The sequence below is a fragment of the Amycolatopsis sp. AA4 genome (genome assembly GCF_002796545.1).
Taxonomy (GTDB): Bacteria; Actinomycetota; Actinomycetes; order Mycobacteriales; family Pseudonocardiaceae; genus Amycolatopsis.
The window spans coordinates 3,336,201-3,355,040 of the sequence record NZ_CP024894.1 but is presented as its reverse complement, the minus strand read 5'-3'; the positions used below and the strand labels follow the sequence as shown (position 1 = coordinate 3,355,040).

The following is an 18,840-nucleotide window of genomic DNA, read 5'->3' as shown; positions in this document are numbered from 1 at the left end:
TCAGCGAGGCCTGGCTCCACGGCCGGTTCCGACATCGTTGTCGGCCGGGGCGCGACCGCGGGACGGGCACGGCCGAAGGAGAGGAAGCTCGATCGATGGCTGATCGGACCACCGAGCAGGGCCACGGAAACCCGGAAAGCCCGGACGCGCCGGGCGAGGCGGCCCGAAGCGAAGCGACGCCAGGCCCGGCGACCCGAAGCACCGCAACTACCGGCGAGGCCGGCCCGGCCGAGGCGACCCGCGGCCAAGCCGGCCCAGCCACCGGCCCCAAGAAGCTCCGCTCCCGGCACATCACCATGATCGCCCTCGGCGGGATCATCGGGGCCAGCCTTTTCGTCGGCTCCGGCAACGTCGTGCGCGCCGTCGGGCCCGCGGCCGTCGTGTCCTACCTGATCGGCGGGCTGCTCGTCTTCCTCGCGATGCGGATGCTCGGCGAGATGGCCGCCGCGCGGCCGGCGATCGGGTCGTTCATGGAGTACGCCCGGGTCGGACTCGGCGAGTGGGCGGGATACCTGGTCGGCTGGCTGTACTGGTACTACTGGATCGGCGTGATCGCGTTCGAGGCGGTCGTCGGCGGGTCGGTGCTCGGCGGGTGGTTCCCGGACGTCCCGCAGTGGGCGTTTTCGGTGGTGCTGCTGCTGTTCTTCACCAGCACGAACCTGGTGTCCGCGCGGTCGTTCGGCGAGGTCGAGTACTGGCTGGCGAGCATCAAGGTCGCCGCGATCGTCGTGTTCCTCGCGGTCGGCGCGCTGTTCGCGTTCGGGCTCTGGCCGAAGGCGAGTTTCTCGATCCCGAACCTCTGGCAGCACGGCGGGTTCGCGCCGAACGGCTGGTGGCCGGTGCTCAGCGGCGTCGCGATCGTGATCTTCTCCTACTTCGGCACCGAGATCGCGGTGATGGCCGCGGCCGAATCCGAGGATCCGGCGAAGGGCGTCCGGCAGGCCGTCGTCACGGTGATCTGGCGGATCCTGCTGTTCTTCGTCGGCGGGGTGCTGCTGATCGTCACCATCGTCCCGTGGAACCAGCTGCCGAATCCCAAGCAGGAGGGGCCGTTCGCGCACGCCTTCACGTTGTTCGGGCTGCCCGGCGCGGGTCTGGTGATGAACGCGGTCGTGCTCACCGCCGCGTGTTCGGTGCTCAACTCCGGGCTCTATTCCGCCGGGCGGATGTTCTCCGCGCTCGCCGAAAAGCGGCTGGCTCCGCGCGTGGTGGCGAAGAAGAACAAGTCCGGCGTGCCGGTCCTCGCGGTGGTGGCCTGCACGGTCGGCGGGTACATCGCGGTGCTCGTCAACTTCGTCGCGCCCGACTCCGGCATCTTCGACTTCATCATGAACTCCGCGGGCCTCGTCGCGCTGTTCGTGTACTCGTTCATCGCGTTCACCCAGATGCGGATGCGGCACAAGATGACGCCGGAGGAACGCGCCGGGCTGAAGCTCAAGATGTGGCTGCACCCGTGGCTCGGGATCCTGACCGTCGCGGGCGTCGTGGCGATCGTCGTGGTCATGCTGCTGACCGACGATTCCGCGCGCACCCAGGTGTGGACGAGCATCGTGTCGCTGGCCGTGATCGCGGCGTTCTGGCCGCTGGTGCGCCGGAAGCTGCGGAAGGGCTGAGCCTCAGAACGGACGGCCGCTCAACGAACGCCGCGAGATCGGGAAGTCGAAATAGGTGTCCGGGAACGTCTCCGGCTGGAACGTGTAGTGCCACCATTCCTCGGGCAGGTTCTTGAACCCGGCCCGCTCCAGCCCGTGCAGCAGGAGCGTCCGGTTCTCCCGCTGCTTCCCGACGATCCGCGGGTCGAGCGTGTGCGCGAGGGTGTCGAAGCAGTCGAAGCCGGTGCCCATGTCGATCGAGTTGTCCGGGAAGCGGTCGGCTTTCGGGCCGTAGCACGGCGTCAGGGGCTCGCCGGGGCGGTACGGCCGCGTCGGGAGCGCGGGGAGCCGGACCAGCGTCAGGTCGACCGTGCTTCCCCGGCTGTGGCCGGATTTCGCCGCGATGTAGCCGTCGGCGAAGAGCCGGTCCTTCTCCACGCGCGGGTAGAACTCGTCCTTCATCCACAGGTCGGACAGGTTCTCGGCCCAGCGCACGAAGTTGTCGACCGCGCGCTGCGGGCGGTAGCAGTCGTAGACCTTGAGCGTGTAGCCCTGGCGCAGGAACGACAACTGCGCCTGGTGCAGCGCGACGGCGGCGGCGCGGGTCAGGATGCACATCGGCTGCCGGTAGCCGTCGACCGGCGCCCCGGTGAAGTTGTGCGGCGTGATGTACCGGATCTCCTGCACGATGGTCGGATCGACGTCGCGCAGGGCGACGAATTCGGGCGGTGCCTTCGGCTCCGGTGCGGCGGGCGCCGGCGGTGCGGCGACGAGACAGGTCAGCAGGCTCATCGCGGCGACTGCCAGGCCGCGTATCGTCTTTCCGCGCATAGCCCGTTTGCTTACCACAACTTCGCGGCGAACTGCTGGTCCGGACGCGCGATTCAGGCCTGCGGAGCCTTCGACGCCTTCCGCACTACGCGCCGCCCGTCCGCGCGCAGCATCGACCCGAAGCGCGAGCGCGCCTCCGCCGCCAGTTCGGCACCGAGGTCCGCCTCGAAGCGACCCGCCGGCACCGCGATCCGCAACCGATCGCCGTGCGCGCCAAGACCGGTGATCCGATTCCGGGCCACCGCCAGCAGCTGCACCCCGTGCGTCAACGGCCGCCGGCCCAGCACGTGGCGGACCACGACCAGTTCGTGGCGCGTGAGCACGACGAACGCCGCCGGGCGGGATTGCTGCCACAGCCAGCGTCGCGGGAGTTCCGGTTCCGCACCCAGGTAGCGCGTCTGCCGGGGATGTCCGAGGGCCACCAACGGCGACGCCGGGAGCCGGTCCCAGCCGAGAGAAGGCGGGCCCGCGTGCGCCGGTTCCGGGGCGCCGGGACGGTGTGCGCGCGACCGCACGTGCGTCACCAGGTCGGCCACCGCGGGCCAGGCCCACGAGCGGTAGCGGAAAACCAGTGTCGTCCGGACGCCGGTTAGCACCAGGCACGCGTGTTTCCCCGCCATCGCGTGGTCGACCGCGATCAGCTCCGGGTACGGGATCGCGCCGACGATACGCGGGTACGGCAGGTCGTCGACCCACAGCGCCACCCCGCGCGCGCCCGCGCCCAGCGCCTGCTCCGGCGTCCACACCACGCCGTCGTCCGACGGCCGGGTCGCCGACGGGGCCAGGACCACCTCGCCCGGGCCGATCAGGTCCGCGAGATCCTCCGCCGCCGCGCCCGGCCGGGACCAGCGGGAGGGCGGTTTGGTGTCGAGCCGGTCGGCGAGATCGCGCCCGACGCGGATCTCCCACGGCTCGGCCGCGGCGCCGAGCGCGGCCCGCGCTCCACCGATGCCGGACATGCGAGCCTCCTGCCGCCGCGGGAGCCGGGCCGGGTGCCCTGTGCTTCCAGCGTATACACCGCCGCGGGGCCGGTTCTCATTCCGGAGTCCGGCCCGCTGCGACCTAGATCACCCGTTTGCCGCAGCCTCGGCCGCCTGCTTTCCGGCTCGTCCCGGAGGGCAGCTCATGCCGGTCCTGGGCGCGGTTCGGCGGGCTCGCATCCTGCGCCCTCGCCGGTCCCACCCCTAGAATCGGCGGTGCGGCACCGTGGCCACACCGTCCTTTGTGGACACAACGCCGCGCGGTCAGCCGTCGACCCTGGAGGGAACCTCGTGTCCGCACCGGAATCCGTGCAGATCGTCACCGCCCGGCGCATCGTGACCATGGCGGGCGCCGAACCTCCGGCCTTCGCGATGCGCGGCGAACGGATCGTCGCGCACGGCAGCGTCGCCGACCTGCGCGGCGAGTTCCCGGCGGCGCAGCTGCACGATTTCGGCGACGCCACCGTCGTCCCCGGTTTCAACGACGCCCACCAGCACCCGACCGTCGTGGCCGCGCAATCGCTGCAGGTCGACCTCTCGCCGGCGCGGATCCGCTCGACCGCCGACCTCGCCGCGGCCCTGCGCGAACGAGCCGCCGCGACGCCGCCCGGCGACTGGGTCATCGGCTGCGGCTACGACGCGTTCCGCAGCAACGGCGGCCGCGAACTCACCCGCGCCGAACTGGACGAGGCCTGCCCGGACCACCCGGTCCTCGTCGTGCACGTGACGCTGCACGCCGGCGTCCTCAACTCCCCCGGCCTCGCCCTCGCCGGTCTCGCCGACTCGAGCGAACCCCCGCCCGGCGGCCACCTCGGCCGCGACGCCGCCGGCCGCCTCGACGGCGTCATCCACGACCAAGCCCTCTACGACCTCGCGTTCCCCGCTTTCACGCCGCGCCCGACGATCGTGCGGGACCCGCCCACCGAGGTACTGGCCGCCGCCTTCGCCCGGCACGCCGCCGCGCTGCACGCCGCGGGCATCACCTCGGTCGGCGACGCGCTGGTCGGCCGCACCGAATGGCAGGTCCTCCGCCATCTGGCCGACCAGAACCAGCTCACGCTCCGGGTGAACGCGCTGGCCGCCTACGACCACTTCGACTACTTCCGCGCCCTCCCCGACTCGCCGCTCACCCCGGAAACGCGGCTGCGCCTCGGCGGGGTCAAGACCTTCGCCGACGGTGCCGTCAACGGCGGGACCTGCCTGGTCGAGCAGCCCATCGAAGGCACCGACAGCTACGGTTTGGAGCGCGTCAGCGCCGCCGAACTGGCCGACACCGTGCGGCACGTGCACGACGCCGGATGGCGAGTCTGCGTGCACGCCAACGGCGACCGCGCGATCCGCCGCGTTCTCGACGCCGTCGACCAAGCCCAAGCCGCCAACCCGCGGCCGGATCCGCGACACCGCATCGAACACTGTTCCATCATCGACGACGAGATCCTGAAACGCATGCGCGACCACGGCATGGTCGCGGTGCCGTTCGCGAACTACGCCGCCGCGCACGGGGACAAACTGACCCAGTACTACGGGGAGGAGCGCGTCGAGCGGATGTTCGCCCACCGCTCGATGCTCGACGCCGGTGTCGCGGTGGCCGGTTCGTCCGACCATCCCTGCGGGCCGTTCCCGCCGTTGTACGCACTGCGCAGCTGCGTGACGCGCCGGGCCCCGGACGGCGAGTTGTTCGGGCCTTCGCAGCGGATCAGCCTGGAGGCCGCGTTGGGGATCTATACGACCGGTTCGGCTTACGCGTCTGGCGAGGAGGGGACGAAGGGCCAGCTGGCGCCGGGATTTCTGGCTGATTTCGCGGTGCTGGCGGAGGATCCGTTCACGGCCGATCCGGAGACGCTGGACCAAGTGCAGGTACGGGAAACGTGGGTCGGCGGGGAGCGGGTCTGGGCGGCCTGAGTTATTGGCGGAAATTCGATATTTGCCAGATAACTCGCTCGCGATAGCGTTTTCTTCATGAACGCTGTCGTCCGCCGCGCCACGCCCGAATCCTGTGCCTGCTGGCGTTCTCCCCTTCGGTGCCGCGGTCGGCCACCTGATCGGCCGGATCCGCCGCGCCGACCCACTCCGACCGAGGGCGGTGGTCGGCGTGCTGGAGAGCCTGCGCGTCGATCCCGCCCATCGGGAAACCGGCGTCGCTACTGCTTTGACGGAGGAGTTCTTCGGGTGGGCAAGGGAATCCGGGGCGAATCAGGTCAGCGTCACGGCTTATGCGGGTAATGAAACTGCTGTCCGGTTTTACCGGGGGTGTGGATTCAGCCCGTTCGAGTTGACTCTGCACGCACGCACGTCGTTAGCACCAGAACCCCGTACGGGGACACCGCGTTTCGCCAGGAAAGCCGATCGGTCGATCCCCCGTCAGCCGTGGTGGACCGCTTCCGCACCCACCGCCGGTTCGACATGCACTGCCGCCGCGGTCAGGCGGGGGACCGTGGTGATCAGCTGGTGTTCCAAGCTGTGCGCCAGTTCGTGCGCCTGCTCGACGGTGAGCGTGTTGCCGACCTGGATGGCGAGTTCCGCGCGCAGGCTGTGGCCGATCCAGCGCATCCGGACTTCCCGGACGCCTTCCACTCCGGGCACCGCCGCGGCTGTTCGTTCGGCCAGTTCGACTGTCGCCGGGTCGACGGCGTCCATCAGGCGCCGGAAGACTTCCTTCGCCGCGTCGCGCAGGACGAACAGGATCGCGACCGTGATCAGCAGGCCGATCACCGGGTCCGCCGCGGGGAAGCCGAGGGCGACGCCGATCGCGCCCAGCACGACCGCCAGCGAGGTGAAGCCGTCGGTGCGGGCGTGCAGGCCGTCGGCGACCAAGGCTGCCGAGCCGATTTCGCGGCCGACCGTGATGCGGTACCTGGCGACGAGTTCGTTTCCGGCGAAGCCGACCAGGCCCGCCGCGGCGAGCACCCAGAGCTGCTGCACCGGGTGCGGGTGCAGCAGGCGGTCGATGGCTTCGTAGGCGGCCAGCGCGGCGGATCCGGCGATGATCAGCACCACGACGACTCCGGCCAGGTCCTCGGCACGGCCAAGGCCGTAGGTGTAGCGGCGGGTCGCGGCGCGGCGGCCCAGCGCGAAGGCGATGCCCAGCGGAAGGGCGGTGAGGGCGTCGGCGAAGTTGTGGATGGTGTCGCCCAGCAGCGCTACCGAACCGGTGACCGCCACCAGGGCCAGCTGGATGACCGCCGTGCCGAACAGGGCGGCGAAGGACCAGATCAGCGCCCGGATGCCGCGTCGGCTGGTTTCGAGGGCGGTGTCGAGGCGGTCGGCGCTGTCGTGGCTGTGCGGGGTGAGGAAGTGCTTGACGCGGTGCCGCCAGCTCTCGTGCCCGTGCCCGTGCCCATGGCCATGACCATGCCCGTGACCGTGCCCCGCCTGCGGACGGTCCTGACGCGCCTCTGCCATCGAACGACTCCTGGAATCTGCGAACCCGGACCGGCGCGAACGCCCCGGCCGACTGCCAGCATACCTGCGCAGATGCGCAGGTAGCCAAGAAGGGGCGGTAGCATCGGGGCATGCACTCCTCCCTGCCGGACTTCGACATGCCCTCCGACGAGCAGGTCCACCTGGCCGCGGAAAGCTTCCGCCTGCTCTCCGACCCGACGCGGATCAAGGTGCTGTGGGCGCTCCTGCAGGGGGAATCGTCGGTCGCCTGCCTCGCCGAACTGGCCGGGGCCGCGCCGACCGCGGTCAGCCAGCATCTGGCGAAGCTGCGGCTCGCGGGCCTGGTGAAGGGCCGCCGCGAGGGGACGTTCGTGTACTACTCCGCCGCCGACGAGCACGTCCGCGGCCTGCTGGCCCAGGCGCTGCACCACGCCGACCACGTCGACCGCGACATCCCGGGCGAGCCCGGCGGCCACACCCAGCCGCACCGGCCCCGCATGCGGAACGCCTGAGTCAGGCGACCCGCTCCCCCACCAGCTGCCGCAACGGTTCCGGCAGGACGTCCCAGACCTCGTCCGCCACCTGCACCGTCTCGCGGCCCAGCACAGCGAGCACCACTCCGGCCCGATGCACCGCCTCCGGGTCCGCCAGCTCCGCCCGGTCCGCGATCCGCCCGACGAAATCCTGCAGTTCGAAACGTTCCCCGCTCCCGCGGCCCGGGCGCAGGTCGTCCGCCAGTTCGATCGGCAGCTGCACGGCCAGGCTCGCCGCCGCCTCCGGGGAAATCCGCTCGGCCAGCGTCCGCAGCACCGCGTGCGCGACCCGTACGGCGTCGCGGGCGTCTGCGAGGCAGGCCCGCCTCCGGATCAGTTCGACGATTTCGTTCATCGTCCCCGGATACCCGGCACGACCGTCCGCAACCGGTCCGCGACCGTCCGGTTAGCCGTGGCGCCACCGGGTATCAGCCGTTCCATGGACCATTCAGCGACGTCTCCCGCACCGGCCGAGCAGGCGCAGACCGCGCTGCGCCGGCTCCGTCGCGAAGCCGGCGCCGGCGGCTACGACTCGCCCGCCGAGCTGTACCGGACGCTCGGCCTGCTGAGCCTCCTCGCCGACGACCTCTCCGAACTCCTCCCCGATTTGTCCGCCCAGCTCGAAGAAGCACTCCTCGCCGGGCGGGTGCGGCACGATTCCGACGACGCGCAGGCCGCCTGCGACGCGGTCGCCTCGGCCGCGCACAGCATTTCGGTCGCGCGGTTCACCGCGCTCCTGGTCGGACAGGAAATCCAGAAAGCGCAGACCGCGATCCGCGACCTCGCCGCCGCCTGACCCCGTTTTGTCCCGTTCCTTCCGGGTACCCGGCGGCACAAGCGCTGCACGGAGAAAGGAGCACCATGCCCGACAGCGATCCGGCCGAGCCCGAAACGCTCGATCAGTCCGAATCTCTCGACGAGGACGAACTGCGGGTCGACCCGCTGGAGGCCGGCATCGAGCCGCCAGAACGCTGGAGCCCGGCGGTCCAGCGGGCCACGACCCCCGCCGAGGCGCGCGAAGGCGAGCCGCTCGAGCGCAGGCTCGCCGAGGAACGGCCGGACGTCCAGCCCGTGCCGAACCCGCCCGACGACGAAACGCTCGCCCGGGCGGAGGCGGAGCGCGCGGCGGCCCCGGACGAGGACCTTCCGCAGCGCCGGGCAGACCCGGACCCGGACGAACAGGCCGACCAGGCCGGTGGTTCCGTCGCGAAGTCGCTTCGAGAGTACTAGCCCGGGAAGTTGTCGGGCCATAACGGAAAAGCACGGCTAGCGGCCGTGGCGGAAAGGAGTCCCCATGCCGGCGGTCACGACTCGTTCCTGGGCCCGTCCGGTCGTCGCCGTGCTCGGGCTGGTCTACCTGGTGCTCGGCATCGCCGGGTTCTTCGTCCCGGCAACCGCGCACGGCGGCCACGACACCACCCGCGTGATCTGGCTGTTCAGTTCCAGCACAGTCCTGAACATCGTCCACACCGCACTGGGGCTGCTCGGTCTTTTGGCCGCACGCAAGCTTTCCGGCGCCGTCGCGTACTGCTGGGTGCTGTTCGTGGCGTTCACCGGGTTGACCGCGTACGGGATTCTGGCGACGGCGTTCAGCACCGCACGCGACGACCCGGTGAACCTCAACTGGGCGGACAACTGGCTGCACGGGCTCACCGCGCTCGTCGCCCTGGCCGTCGCGATCAGCGGCAGCCGCACCGAACGGGCTTAAGGACGCCGCCAGCTGTTGTCCGGGAAAGCCGTACCGGCCTGCGCGCCCATGCGCATCAGCCCGCCGTCGACCACCAAGGACGCACCCGTGATGTACCCCGCCGCGGGGGTGGCCAGGAAAGCCACCGCCGCGGCGACTTCCCGGGCGTGCCCGGGACGGCCCAACGGGATTCCCGGACGGTCCTGCGCACGCGGATCCGCATCGGTCTGACCGGTCATCGGAGTGGAGATCTCACCGGGAGCAACGGAATTGACCGTGATCCCGTGCTCGGCGAGTTCGAGGGCGAGCACCTGGGTCAGCGCGCCCGCACCGGCTTTCGCCGCGCAGTACGGAGCGGCGCCGACGCGAGGCACGTGTTCGTGGACGCTGGTGATCGTGATGATCCGGCCGCCGCGGCCGGCGTCGATCATGTGTCGCGCGGCGCGTTGCGAGCACACGAAAACACCGTGCAGGTCGACGTCCACGACCTTGCGCCAGGTGTCGAAGTCCATGTTCATCGCTAGTTCGCTGCTACCGGTCCCGGAGCAGTTCACCAGGACGTCGACGCCGCCGAGTTCGTCCGCGAGGTCGTCCACGACGCTCGCCGCCGTCGGCAGGTCGGTCAGGTCGAGTTGCCGCACGTGTGCGGCCACTCCCTGTTCCCTGGCCTCGGCGGCGGTCTCCTCCGCTCCGGTTTCGTCGGTGTGCCAGGTGATTCCGACGTCCACTCCCCCGCCCGCGAGCGCGACCGCCACTGCGCGGCCGATGCCGGAGTCCGCGCCGGTCACCACCGCCGTGCGCGGGCCGTCGGCCTCCTCGGGCAACGGTGCTGGGTCCACCATGATTCTCCTTTCCTCGCGAGTCACGCGGTCACCCGGCGGCTCGGCCGCTTGGCCAGTTCCTCCACCGCGGCCACCACTTCCGCCGGGTCGATGCCGTCCAGGCACGGATGGCCGGGGACCGGACAGGTCCGCGCCCGGCTGCCCCGGCACGGCGCGTGCTGATCGCCGAGCAAGGCCGCCGGAACTCCGAACGGCGCCCAGCGCGCGGCGGGAACCACCGGCGCGAACAGCGACACCACCGGGGTTCCGACTGCCGCGGCCAGGTGCGCCGGACCGGTGTTAGGGGCGACAACGGCCTCCGCGCCGGCCAGCACCGCGGCCAGTTCGGGCAGCGTCGTGCGGCCGCTCAGGTCGACGTCGGCGGTCATTCCTTCCGGCTTCGCGCCGGTCACGACGACGCGGTGCCCGGCCGCGGTCAGTGCGTCCACGATCCGTCCACTGTGGACCGGCGAGGGGCTGCGCGCCGGGACCGAGGCCGTCGGATGGACCACCACGTAGTCGCCGATTCCGGTCAGCGCGGAGACCTCCGGCAGCGGACGGCGGACCGCGAGCCGTCCGTCGTCGCCAGGCGGCAGCGGATACCCGGCGGCTTGCACGAGCGACAGCATCCGCAGCGCCTCCGGCGGATCGCCCGGCACGCGGTGGCGCAGGTCGAGGAGGCTGCCCGGGTAGTCGTCGCAGATCGCGCCGATCCACGGCACGCCAGCCAGGCGCAGGATCAGCGCGAGCGGCAGCGGCGACTGGTGGAACGAGGTGAACACGAAGGCCGCGTCGAATCCGGCGAGCTGTTCGGCGAGGGCGTCGACGGACGGGCGGGTCAGCGGCGGCGGATCGGGGTCGATCCACGGCGCGCGGAAGACCCGTACCTCGTCCACGCCGGGCAGCAGCTCACCGGCGGCCGCGCCGTGCGGTCCGGCCAGAAGGGCGACGTGGTCGGCCTGGTCGGCGACCGCCCGGATCGCAGGACCGGCCAGCAGGACGTCGCCGAGATTGTCCTGCCGGGCCACCAGAACGCGCTTCACGTGCCGACTCCGGCCTGGCGCAGCGCGTCCGCGAGATCTCGCGCGACCAGCGCCTCTTGCCGCGCGCGAGCGATCTCGGCGGGCAACGTTCGAGCGGTCGGCACCAGCACCGCGCGCGCACCGGCGGCGAGACCCGCGTCGACGTCCGCGCCGGTGTCGCCGATGACGACGCACCGCGCGGGATCGACCCGCAGTTCCTTCGCCGCTCGCCGGACGAGTTCCGGGGAAGGTTTGCGACAGCCGCAGCCGTCGCCGGCGTCGTGCGGGCAGACCTGCCAGGTGCCGAACTCGCCGAACAACTCCTCCACGCGGGCGTTCACCGCGTCGAGCTGAACCGGTTCGATCAGTCCTTTCGCGACTCCGGACTGATTGCTCACCACACCTACCCGGACGCCTTTCCGCCGGAGCTCCCGCACGAGGCCGACCGCTCCGTCGACCGGCCGGACCTGCTCCGGATCCGACAGGTAAGGGACGTCGTGGATCAGCGTGTCGTCGCGGTCAAACAGCACTGCCTGCGGCGCGAGGGAACGGCGCGCGGCGATTTCCCCGCGGAGCCGGTGGTAGCAGGCGGCGGGCGGGATCAGCACGCTCGTCACCAGCATGCGCGCGATCTCGCCGGGCGTGGCTGGCCCGGAACGGATGCGTTGCACGGCGAAGGCACCGGTCAACCCGGCCCAGGCCGCCAAGGCGAGGCGACGCTTCCGGGGCGCGAGCGCGGCGACAGCGGTGGCGACGGTCAGCGCGTGCCGTCCCAGCATTCCGCTGCCCTCGCCGGTTCGCTGCCGCCAAAGGACGCCATGCTTGTACCGCATGCGCGCGTTGTCCGCGTTGCCTCGCTGGGCTTTGACGCTGGCGAAGAATCCCGAACGGCGCGCGGGATGGGTCGTGACCCGTTCGCCGCGTTCGATGCGGTGTCCTTTGAGGACAACGCGCAGGGCCAGGTCGGAGTCTTCCCGGAACGCACGCGGGAAACGCTCGTCGAAACCGCCGGTCTCGACCAGCGCGGACCGCCGGTAAGCCATGTCCGCGGTGATCCAGCGCGCGGTTTCCAGTCCGGCGGTGCCGCGTTCGTCGTCCGTGGGCTTCCGGTTTTCCGGCAACGGAACCACGATCCTGGCCTGCGACGCGGCGGCTTCCGGCGGCAGCCGGGCGAGGTCGGCGACCAGCTGGACGGGCCAGTCGGCGGCGAGGACCACGTCGTCGTCCACGAAAGCGATCCACTCGGACTTCGCCGCACGCCAGCCGACATTCCGCGCGGCCGCCGGGCCCCGGCCGCACGAGCGCAGCACCCGGACGCCCTCGGGCGCCTCCAGCGCGGTCCCTTGTGGACGGTCGTCGACCACGATGACCTCGGCTGGGCCGGGGCCCTCGGCGGCCACGAGCGTGTCCAGCAGGGTCCGCAGCGCGGGGCGGCCGGTCGTCGGGATCACCACGGAGTAGTCCGGGAAAGTGTTCACCGGCCCGGTTTACCCCGCATCCGCGCAGGCAAACGGAACGCATGACAGCACGTACGCCGGGGTACCCGCAGCGCGACCGACTTACCAGGAGGTGCGATGACCACGCTCGACGACCGGGCCGCCACGCTCGCGATCACCGACCCGGCCGACGGGAGCCCGGTCGGCGCGGTCCCGATGGCCAGCCCGGACGAACTCGACGCCGCGCTCGGCCTCGCGCACCGGGCGCAGCCGGGCTGGGGCCGGACCCCGGCCGCCGAGCGCGGCGCGGCCCTGCGTGCCGCCGCGGACCGGCTGCGCGCGCACGCCGACGACCTGGCCGAGATCAACCGGCGCGAAACCGGCCGTCCGCTCGAGGAGGCCAAGGCCGGGGTGCTCGCCGGAGCCGGGACCCTCGACCAGTACTCCGAACTGGGCCCGGTGCATCGCGGCCGCAGCCTGCTCGGGGATTTCGCGGCCACCGATCTGATGGTCCCGGAACCGCGCGGGGTGGTGGTCGCGCTGACGCCGTGGAACGACCCGGTCGCTGTCTCGTGCGGGCTCATCGGCGCGGCCGTCGTCACCGGAAACACCGTGGTGCACAAGCCGAGCGAACGGTGTCCGCACACCGGAACGCTGTTCGGCGAGGTCTTGGCCGGAGTCTTTCCCGAGGGGGTGCTGCAGACCGTGCACGGCGACGGCCGGATCGGCGCGGTGCTGGCCGCGCGGAGCGATGTGGACGTCCTCGCGCACGTCGGCAGCACCGCCACCGGCCGGTCGATCGCCGCGAGCGCGGCCGCGACCGGAGCGAAGGCGCTCCTGGAGAACGGCGGCAACGACCCGCTCGTGGTGGACGAGGACGTGGACCCGCGCTGGGCGGCGGAGCAGGCCGCGCTCGGCGCGTTCGCGAACTCCGGGCAGATTTGCGTCGCGGTGGAACGGATTTACGTGCACCGCGCGCTAGCCGAGGCGTTCACCGAAGCACTTGTCGAAATCGCCCGGGAGAAGAAGCTCGCTCCGCTGGTCGACCCGAGGCACCGCGATCACGTACATTCGCACGTGGAGAACGCCGTATCGCTGGGGGCCGCGATCCGCACCGGGGGCGAGATCCCGCCCGGGCCAGGCGCGCATTACCCCGCGACGGTCCTCACCGGATGCACCAGCCAGATGCGCGTGATGCGCGAGGAAACCTTCGGACCGGTCGCGCCGTTGTGCGTGGTGGATTCCTTCGAACACGGGCTGGCCGAGGCCGCGAACGACGATTACGGGCTCGCGGCGACCGTGCTTACCGCGTCGATGGAACACGCGCAGCACGCGTGGCGGGAGCTGGCAGTCGGAACGGTCAAGGTGAACGCCGTGTTCGGCGGCGCGCCGGGCGGGGCGGCCCAGCCGCGGCGCGGCAGCGGATCCGGCTACGGATACGGTCCCGAACTGCTCGACGAGATGACCCAGACCAAGCTCGTCCACCTGGGCGCGCCCGTACGCGCGTGACGCCCAGACTCGATCGCACGCCGCTGGGCTGGGCGGCTCGCGCGATCCGCGTGCCCGGCAGCGAGCGACGCACCGCGCTGCAGACCGCCAAGGCGACCGTCGCCGCCGTCGCGGCCTGGCTGCTCGCCACGAAGGTGATCGGGCTGTCCCAGCCGTTCCTCGCGCCGTACGCGGCGGTTTTCCTGGTGGAAGCCACCGTGTACCGGAGCCTGCTCGGGTGGGCGCAGCAGGTCGGCGCGGTCACGCTCGGCGTGCTGCTCGCGGCCGGCGTGTCGCAGGTGGTGTCCGAGCAGACGGTCACGCTGGCCATCGTGGTCTTCGTCGGGTTGCTGATCGGCTCGTGGCGGCGGCTCGGCGGTTCCGGCGTGTGGGTCGGGGTGACCGGGATGCTGCTGGTCACCTACGGGACCGCACGCAGTTCGGAACTGCTCGGCGACCGGCTGCTGGAAACCGCGCTCGGCGCCGCGATCGGGCTGGCGGTCAACGTGCTGATCTTCCCTCCGCTGTACGGCGAACGCGTCGCCGCCGCGGCCGATCGGCTCGCGTCCGCGCTCGCCGGGCTGCTGGAGGACACCGCCGAGCTGGTGCGGGCCGACGAGCCGCCGGAGAATCTGGACGAATGGCTCGGCAAGATCAGCGACGTGCGCAGTCTCGCGCGGGCGGCCGAGGACGCTTCCGGGCTCACCCGGGAAGGCCGGTTTCTCAACCTGCGCAAGCGAAGCCGGCATTCCGGAGAGCGGCACGAGTACTCGCTGCGGACGCTGGGTGCGTTGTGGCCGCCGGTCGAGCAGCTGGTCGAGGCAGTGCGTACGACGTCGGAGGGGCGCGAGCCGTTCGTCTATCCGTGGCCGAAGGCCCGCGAGGCGCTCGCCGACCTGTTGCGGGAACTCGCCTCCGCGGTGCGGGATGCCGCGGTTCCGGGTCGCGACGTCGATCTGGAGCGCTGCCGTTCGCTGGTGGGCCAGGTCGAGGACCGGCTGGTGTCGTCGGACGACGGCGTGACCGCGACGCTCGGGCTCGGCGCGATGGCGTTGCCGGTCCGGCGGCTGTTGCGGCAGCTGGACCAGCACTGATTGACCGCGACTCCGGCGGGTACCCGGGCCCGATGACTTCCCGACGGATCGCGGTGACCGGCGCGACCGGCAACATCGGCACCGCGACAGTGCGCGCGCTGGCGGCCGACCCCGAGGTCGAGGCGATCACCGGCCTCGAACGGCGTCCGGCGGGCATTCCGCCGCCGAAGACGGAGTACGTCGGCGTCGACGTCGCGCACGACGAGCTGACTCCCGTGCTGCGCGACGCCGACACGGTGGTCCATCTGGCGTGGCTGTTCCAGCCGACCCATCGCCCGGACCTCACCTGGGAGGCGAACGTCCGCGGCTCGCTCCGGGTGTTCGAGGCCGCGGCCGCGGCAGGGGTGTCGACGCTGGTGGTGGCCTCCTCGGTCGGGGCCTACTCCCCCGCTTCCGACGACCGCCCGGTCACCGAGGACTATCCGACGCACGGCTGGCCAGGTGCGGCGTATCCGCGCGAAAAGGCTTACGTAGAGCGGCTTCTGGACTCCTTCGAACGGACGCATCCGGAGATCCGGGTGGTGCGGGTGCGGCCCGGGTTCGTCTTCCAGCGCACGGCGTCGACCGAGCAACGGCGGTTGTTCGCCGGACCGTTCGTGCCGGGCAGCCTGCTCCGGCCGGGCCTCGTGCCGATCGTGCCGGACATCCCGGGCCTGCGGTTCCAGGTCGTGCACGCCGACGATCTCGCCGACGCCATCCGCCGCTGCGTCCTGCGGCCGGTCTCCGGGGCGTTCAACATCGCGACGGAACCGGTGGTAGACCCTCGGCTGCTGGCCCGGCTGCTGCGCGCGCGGCGGGTGCCGGTCCCGGCCGGTTTGGTCAAGCCCGCGCTCGCCGCGGCCTGGCGAATGCATCTGGTGCCCGCGACGCCGGGGCTTTTCGACACGGTGCTGCGGCTGCCGGTGATGGATACCGCACGGGCGCGGTCCGAGTTGGAGTGGCAGCCGACGTGGTCCGCGGAGGCGACCGTCCAGGAGTTTCTGCACGGGTTGCGGCAGGGGAAAGGCGGAGGCACCCCGCCGTTGGCTCCGGACGAGCATCGCGGGCACGAGATCGCTACGGGGGTCGGGCAACGGCCGTAAGGGCCGGGCTGCTCCTCGGGCAGCCCGGCCAGCAGGGGTCACGAAGCCGGGTACTGCTGTTTCCCCAGCAACTCCGCCAGGTGCACCGCGTTCCGCACCAGCGTCGCGTTGGTCGACGCGACCGCCTCGGGCGTCTCGTCCAAGTCCTGGTAGTCGCCGCCCTGCATGGCTTCCCCGTTCCAGTACGTGCCGCCCTGGGCCGGGATGGTGAAGCCGATGTCGTTGAGGGACTGGAAAAGATCCGCGGTGATCTTGTGCGCGCCGTCCTCGTTGCCGACCACCGCGACGACGCCGACCTTGCCGAACATGCCCGGGCGGCCCTCGTCGTCGGTCTCGGACTGTTCGGCGTTCAGCCGTTCCACGACCCGCTGCGCGATGCTCGACATGTGCCCGACCCAGGTCGGCGTCGAGATCAGCACGATGTCCGCGGCGTTGACCTTGCGCCGGATTTCCGGCCATTCGTCGCCGTCGCCCATGTCGGTCTCGATGCCGGGGCGCACGTCATGGTCGGCCACCCGGACCAGTTCGCCGGTCACCCCCCGTTCCGCGAACAGGTCGAGCAGCTGCCGGGCGATCAGGTCGCTGCTGGAGCGGTCCGGCGAGCGCTTGAGGGTGCAGCCGAGGGCGAGAACACGCATCAGGAACCTCCACAGGGGTGCCGACGCCGATCCGGGCGAACCCGGCCTCGGCGAGCACGGTCGGATCGAGCACATTGCGGGTGTCGACCACGACCGGCCGGTCCGCCGCTTCGGCGAGCCGGCACCAGTCGAGGTCGCGGAACTCCGGCCATTCGGTGAGAACGGCCAGCGCGGCCGCGTCTTTCGCGACCAGATAGGGGTCGTCCACGACGGTCGCACCGTCCATTTCGGACTGGACAGCCGGGTCGTAGGCGGTGACCTCGGCGCCCTGCCGGACCAGTTCGGCCGCGACGGCGACCGCCGGGGAATCGCGGACGTCGCCGGTGCCCGCTTTGAACGCCAGGCCCAGAACGCCGACGCGGACGCCGTCGAGCGGACCGTCCGGCCGACCGGTCGCGGCCGTCCGGATCGCGCGGACCATGCGCGTGCGCTGCCGGGCGTTCACCCGCACCGCGTCGCGCAGCAGGCCGAACTCGACGCCCGCCGAATCCGCTGCCCGCAACAGCGCGCTCGCGTCCTTCGGCAGGCACGACCCGCCCCAGCCGGGTCCGGGGGCCAGGAAGTGCGGGCCGATCCGCGGGTCGAGGCCCATCACCGCGGCGACGTCGCGGACATCCGCACCGCACTGTTCGCACAGTTCGGCCAGGGTGTTGGCGTACGACGCCTTCACCGCGAGGAAGCCGTTGCTGGCGTATTTGGCCAGCTCGGCGCTCGCGCTGCTCGTGCGCACCACCCTGGCTTCGGTCGGCGCGTAGAGGAGCGCGACCCGGTCCGCGGCGGGCGAATCCGGCGGATCAGCGCCGACGACCACGCGGTCCGGGCACCGGAAATCGTGCACGACATGGCCTTCGCGCAGGAATTCCGGATTGCTGACCACCGGAAGGTCCGCGCGGCCGAGGCAGTCGGGAATCCGTTGCGCGGTCCCGACCGGCACGGTCGATTTCGTCACCACGATCGTGCCCGGCGCGAGCACGCGGCCAAGGTCGCCGAGGGCGCTGCGCAGCGCGCGCAGGTCCGGGGCGCCGTCTTCGCCCGGCGGGGTCGGCAGGCACAGGAACACGATCGTCGACCCGGCGACGGCGGCGAAATCCCCGGAGAAGGCCAGCGTGCCCTCTCGGAGCCCTTCGGAGACCAATTCCGGCAGCCCCGGTTCGGCGAGGTCGACTTCCCCGTTCCGGAGCCGGGAAACCTTGGCCTCGTCGATGTCTACAGTGGACACTTGATGGCCCATCGCGGCGAAGCAGGCCGCCGTCGTGAGCCCGACGTAGCCCGCACCGAGGACGCCGATCCGCTCAGCCATGCGACACCCCCTCCCGCAGCACCGATTGCGCCGCCGCCAGCACGCGATCCGTGCTCAGCAACAGCAATCCGGCGTCCGGTTCGGCGCCGTGCGGATCGCCGACGTCGCCGACCCACAGCACGACGTGCTGCGGAACGTCCGGCGGCGGACCCCAGCAGCGGGGCGGCGTCGGACCGAAGAGCAGGACGGACGGCGTGCCGAAAGCGGTCGCGAGGTGCCCGACGCCGGTGTCGCCGCACACCACGAGCGCCGCTTCCGCGACGAGCGCGGCCAGTTCGGCCAGCCCGGTCTGTCCGGCGAGCACCGCGTCCGCGCCCAGCCCGACCCGGCGCGCGACCTCCTCCGCCAGCCCGCGCTCGGCCGCCGATCCGGTGAATACCACGCGATGTCCGGCCGCGGCCAGCTCGCGCGCCACCTCCGCGAACCGCTCCGGCGGCCAGCGCCGGGCGGGAAACGCCGCGCCCGGATGCACGACGACGGCCCCCGGCGCCGGACTCGGCCCGGGCGGCGGGGAAATCCGCAGGTCGCGCCGGTCGGCTGGGCACTGGCCGTACTCGACCAGCCGGCACCAGCGGTCGACCTCGTGGAGGCCCGGCGTCCAGTCCAGGCCCGGGATCTCCGGGACGGCCCGGTTGCGGTGGGTGAGCAGCGTGCCCGGCAGGACGGCCATCAGGTCGCGGATGCTCTCCGGGCCGTTGCCGTGCAGGTTCACCGCCAGCCGCGGCGGCGGACCCGGCCAGCGCAGGACGCCGAGCCCGGGGGTGGGCAGCAGTTCGTCCACCGCGTCGACCAGTTCGACCAGGTCCCGGAGCCAGGCGGGCGCGGCGAGCACCAGCCGTTCTTCCGGATGAGCCTGGCGCAGGCCGCGCAGGGCGGGGACCGCGGTGAGCAGGTCGCCGATGCCCAGGGCGCGCAGAGCCAGGATGCTCATGGCCGGGCCTCCTCCGCGATTCGG

19 protein-coding genes and 1 pseudogene are annotated in these 18,840 nt (G+C 71.9%); 10 read left to right on the top strand and 10 right to left on the bottom strand.

Annotated features, from left to right (window positions below):
* Positions 1-95: 95 nt before the first annotated feature.
* Positions 96-1,613, top strand: a complete 1,518-nt coding sequence (locus tag CU254_RS15950; protein WP_009077384.1) for an amino acid permease — start codon at positions 96-98, stop codon at positions 1,611-1,613.
* Between the two features lie 3 nt (positions 1,614-1,616).
* Here CU254_RS15950 and CU254_RS15945 read toward each other — a convergent pair whose 3' ends face one another.
* Positions 1,617-2,423, bottom strand: a complete 807-nt coding sequence (locus CU254_RS15945) for a M15 family metallopeptidase (RefSeq protein WP_037713803.1) — start codon at positions 2,421-2,423, stop codon at positions 1,617-1,619.
* A gap of 53 nt (positions 2,424-2,476) precedes the next feature.
* Positions 2,477-3,382 carry a hypothetical protein gene (locus CU254_RS15940; RefSeq protein ID WP_009077380.1) on the bottom strand — a complete coding sequence of 302 codons (906 nt, stop codon included), beginning with the start codon at positions 3,380-3,382 and terminating at the stop codon, positions 2,477-2,479.
* Between the two features lie 312 nt (positions 3,383-3,694).
* Between CU254_RS15940 and CU254_RS15935 the strand changes: the two genes are divergently transcribed.
* A complete protein-coding gene (locus tag CU254_RS15935) occupies positions 3,695-5,305 on the top strand; it encodes an amidohydrolase (RefSeq protein WP_037713801.1) in 1,611 nt (536 codons plus the stop codon).
* 94 nt (positions 5,306-5,399) lie between these two features.
* Positions 5,400-5,660, top strand: a pseudogene (locus tag CU254_RS44950) (GNAT family N-acetyltransferase); the annotation flags it as partial.
* Between the two features lie 104 nt (positions 5,661-5,764).
* Here the strand turns inward: CU254_RS44950 and CU254_RS15925 are convergent.
* The gene (locus CU254_RS15925; protein ID WP_037713798.1) at positions 5,765-6,805 is read right to left on the bottom strand and encodes a cation diffusion facilitator family transporter; all 1,041 of its coding nucleotides are present in this window, start codon (positions 6,803-6,805) and stop codon (positions 5,765-5,767) included.
* A gap of 110 nt (positions 6,806-6,915) precedes the next feature.
* Between CU254_RS15925 and CU254_RS15920 the strand changes: the two genes are divergently transcribed.
* Complete coding sequence (locus CU254_RS15920; RefSeq protein WP_009077375.1) at positions 6,916-7,296, top strand: metalloregulator ArsR/SmtB family transcription factor; 381 nt, start codon at positions 6,916-6,918, stop codon at positions 7,294-7,296.
* Position 7,297: 1 nt separating this feature from the next.
* Here CU254_RS15920 and CU254_RS15915 read toward each other — a convergent pair whose 3' ends face one another.
* Positions 7,298-7,672: a DUF2267 domain-containing protein gene (locus CU254_RS15915; RefSeq protein ID WP_009077371.1), complete on the bottom strand. Its 375-nt coding sequence runs from the start codon at positions 7,670-7,672 to the stop codon at positions 7,298-7,300.
* 84 nt (positions 7,673-7,756) lie between these two features.
* Here CU254_RS15915 and CU254_RS15910 point away from each other — a divergent pair, with 84 nt between their 5' ends.
* The 3 genes from CU254_RS15910 to CU254_RS15900 all read left to right on the top strand — a co-directional run bounded on the left by CU254_RS15910 (position 7,757) and on the right by CU254_RS15900 (position 9,025).
* A complete protein-coding gene (locus CU254_RS15910; protein WP_037713796.1) occupies positions 7,757-8,113 on the top strand; it encodes a hypothetical protein in 357 nt (118 codons plus the stop codon).
* A 65-nt stretch (positions 8,114-8,178) separates the two neighbouring features.
* Positions 8,179-8,547 (top strand): hypothetical protein, encoded by a 369-nt coding sequence (locus CU254_RS15905; protein WP_009077369.1) that lies wholly within the window; start codon positions 8,179-8,181, stop codon positions 8,545-8,547.
* A 64-nt stretch (positions 8,548-8,611) separates the two neighbouring features.
* Positions 8,612-9,025: a DUF4383 domain-containing protein gene (locus CU254_RS15900; protein WP_009077367.1), complete on the top strand. Its 414-nt coding sequence runs from the start codon at positions 8,612-8,614 to the stop codon at positions 9,023-9,025.
* Here CU254_RS15900 and CU254_RS15895 read toward each other — a convergent pair.
* From CU254_RS15895 to CU254_RS15885, 3 genes are read right to left on the bottom strand one after another with little or no spacing between them, the layout of a single operon-like run.
* On the bottom strand, positions 9,022-9,846 hold the full coding sequence (locus tag CU254_RS15895) for an SDR family oxidoreductase (RefSeq protein ID WP_009077365.1): 825 nt from the start codon (positions 9,844-9,846) through the stop codon (positions 9,022-9,024). The two genes, CU254_RS15900 and CU254_RS15895, sit on opposite strands and share 4 nt — an antisense overlap.
* Positions 9,847-9,866: 20 nt before the next feature.
* Entirely contained in the window at positions 9,867-10,868 is a 1,002-nt protein-coding gene (locus CU254_RS15890) for a glycosyltransferase family 9 protein (RefSeq protein WP_009077362.1), read from the bottom strand.
* Positions 10,865-12,325 (bottom strand): HAD-IIIA family hydrolase, encoded by a 1,461-nt coding sequence (locus tag CU254_RS15885; RefSeq protein ID WP_009077360.1) that lies wholly within the window; start codon positions 12,323-12,325, stop codon positions 10,865-10,867. The genes CU254_RS15890 and CU254_RS15885 overlap by 4 nt, the downstream gene beginning before the upstream one ends.
* Before the next feature lie 96 nt (positions 12,326-12,421).
* Here CU254_RS15885 and CU254_RS15880 point away from each other — a divergent pair, with 96 nt between their 5' ends.
* From CU254_RS15880 to CU254_RS15870, 3 genes are read left to right on the top strand one after another with little or no spacing between them, the layout of a single operon-like run.
* Entirely contained in the window at positions 12,422-13,792 is a 1,371-nt protein-coding gene (locus CU254_RS15880) for an aldehyde dehydrogenase (RefSeq protein ID WP_009077357.1), read from the top strand.
* Positions 13,789-14,865, top strand: a complete 1,077-nt coding sequence (locus CU254_RS15875; RefSeq protein ID WP_009077355.1) for an aromatic acid exporter family protein — start codon at positions 13,789-13,791, stop codon at positions 14,863-14,865. The genes CU254_RS15880 and CU254_RS15875 overlap by 4 nt, the downstream gene beginning before the upstream one ends.
* Before the next feature lie 32 nt (positions 14,866-14,897).
* Entirely contained in the window at positions 14,898-15,947 is a 1,050-nt protein-coding gene (locus CU254_RS15870; RefSeq protein WP_009077353.1) for an NAD-dependent epimerase/dehydratase family protein, read from the top strand.
* A 38-nt stretch (positions 15,948-15,985) separates the two neighbouring features.
* Here CU254_RS15870 and CU254_RS15865 read toward each other — a convergent pair whose 3' ends face one another.
* From CU254_RS15865 to CU254_RS15855, 3 genes are read right to left on the bottom strand one after another with little or no spacing between them, the layout of a single operon-like run.
* Positions 15,986-16,525, bottom strand: a complete 540-nt coding sequence (locus tag CU254_RS15865; protein ID WP_234392872.1) for a flavodoxin family protein — start codon at positions 16,523-16,525, stop codon at positions 15,986-15,988.
* The gene (locus tag CU254_RS15860; RefSeq protein ID WP_009077350.1) at positions 16,449-17,885 is read right to left on the bottom strand and encodes a UDP-glucose/GDP-mannose dehydrogenase family protein; all 1,437 of its coding nucleotides are present in this window, start codon (positions 17,883-17,885) and stop codon (positions 16,449-16,451) included. Before CU254_RS15860 ends, CU254_RS15865 begins: the two co-directional genes overlap by 77 nt.
* Positions 17,878-18,816: a glycosyltransferase family 9 protein gene (locus CU254_RS15855; RefSeq protein WP_009077349.1), complete on the bottom strand. Its 939-nt coding sequence runs from the start codon at positions 18,814-18,816 to the stop codon at positions 17,878-17,880. The genes CU254_RS15860 and CU254_RS15855 overlap by 8 nt, the downstream gene beginning before the upstream one ends.
* Positions 18,817-18,840: the final 24 nt, after the last annotated feature.

Excerpts from the sequence above, each read along its gene's own strand:
- CU254_RS15950 (WP_009077384.1), top strand. The coding sequence starts at position 96 with ATGGCTGATCGGACCACCGAGCAGGGCCACGGAAACCCGGAAAGCCCG.
- CU254_RS15945 (WP_037713803.1), bottom strand. The coding sequence starts at position 2,423 with ATGCGCGGAAAGACGATACGCGGCCTGGCAGTCGCCGCGATGAGCCTG.
- CU254_RS15940 (WP_009077380.1), bottom strand. The coding sequence starts at position 3,382 with ATGTCCGGCATCGGTGGAGCGCGGGCCGCGCTCGGCGCCGCGGCCGAG.
- CU254_RS15925 (WP_037713798.1), bottom strand. The coding sequence starts at position 6,805 with ATGGCAGAGGCGCGTCAGGACCGTCCGCAGGCGGGGCACGGTCACGGG.
- CU254_RS15920 (WP_009077375.1), top strand. The coding sequence starts at position 6,916 with ATGCACTCCTCCCTGCCGGACTTCGACATGCCCTCCGACGAGCAGGTC.
- CU254_RS15915 (WP_009077371.1), bottom strand. The coding sequence starts at position 7,672 with ATGAACGAAATCGTCGAACTGATCCGGAGGCGGGCCTGCCTCGCAGAC.
- CU254_RS15910 (WP_037713796.1), top strand. The coding sequence starts at position 7,757 with ATGGACCATTCAGCGACGTCTCCCGCACCGGCCGAGCAGGCGCAGACC.
- CU254_RS15905 (WP_009077369.1), top strand. The coding sequence starts at position 8,179 with ATGCCCGACAGCGATCCGGCCGAGCCCGAAACGCTCGATCAGTCCGAA.
- CU254_RS15900 (WP_009077367.1), top strand. The coding sequence starts at position 8,612 with ATGCCGGCGGTCACGACTCGTTCCTGGGCCCGTCCGGTCGTCGCCGTG.
- CU254_RS15895 (WP_009077365.1), bottom strand. The coding sequence starts at position 9,846 with ATGGTGGACCCAGCACCGTTGCCCGAGGAGGCCGACGGCCCGCGCACG.
- CU254_RS15880 (WP_009077357.1), top strand. The coding sequence starts at position 12,422 with ATGACCACGCTCGACGACCGGGCCGCCACGCTCGCGATCACCGACCCG.
- CU254_RS15870 (WP_009077353.1), top strand. The coding sequence starts at position 14,898 with ATGACTTCCCGACGGATCGCGGTGACCGGCGCGACCGGCAACATCGGC.
- CU254_RS15860 (WP_009077350.1), bottom strand. The coding sequence starts at position 17,885 with ATGGCTGAGCGGATCGGCGTCCTCGGTGCGGGCTACGTCGGGCTCACG.
- CU254_RS15855 (WP_009077349.1), bottom strand. The coding sequence starts at position 18,816 with ATGAGCATCCTGGCTCTGCGCGCCCTGGGCATCGGCGACCTGCTCACC.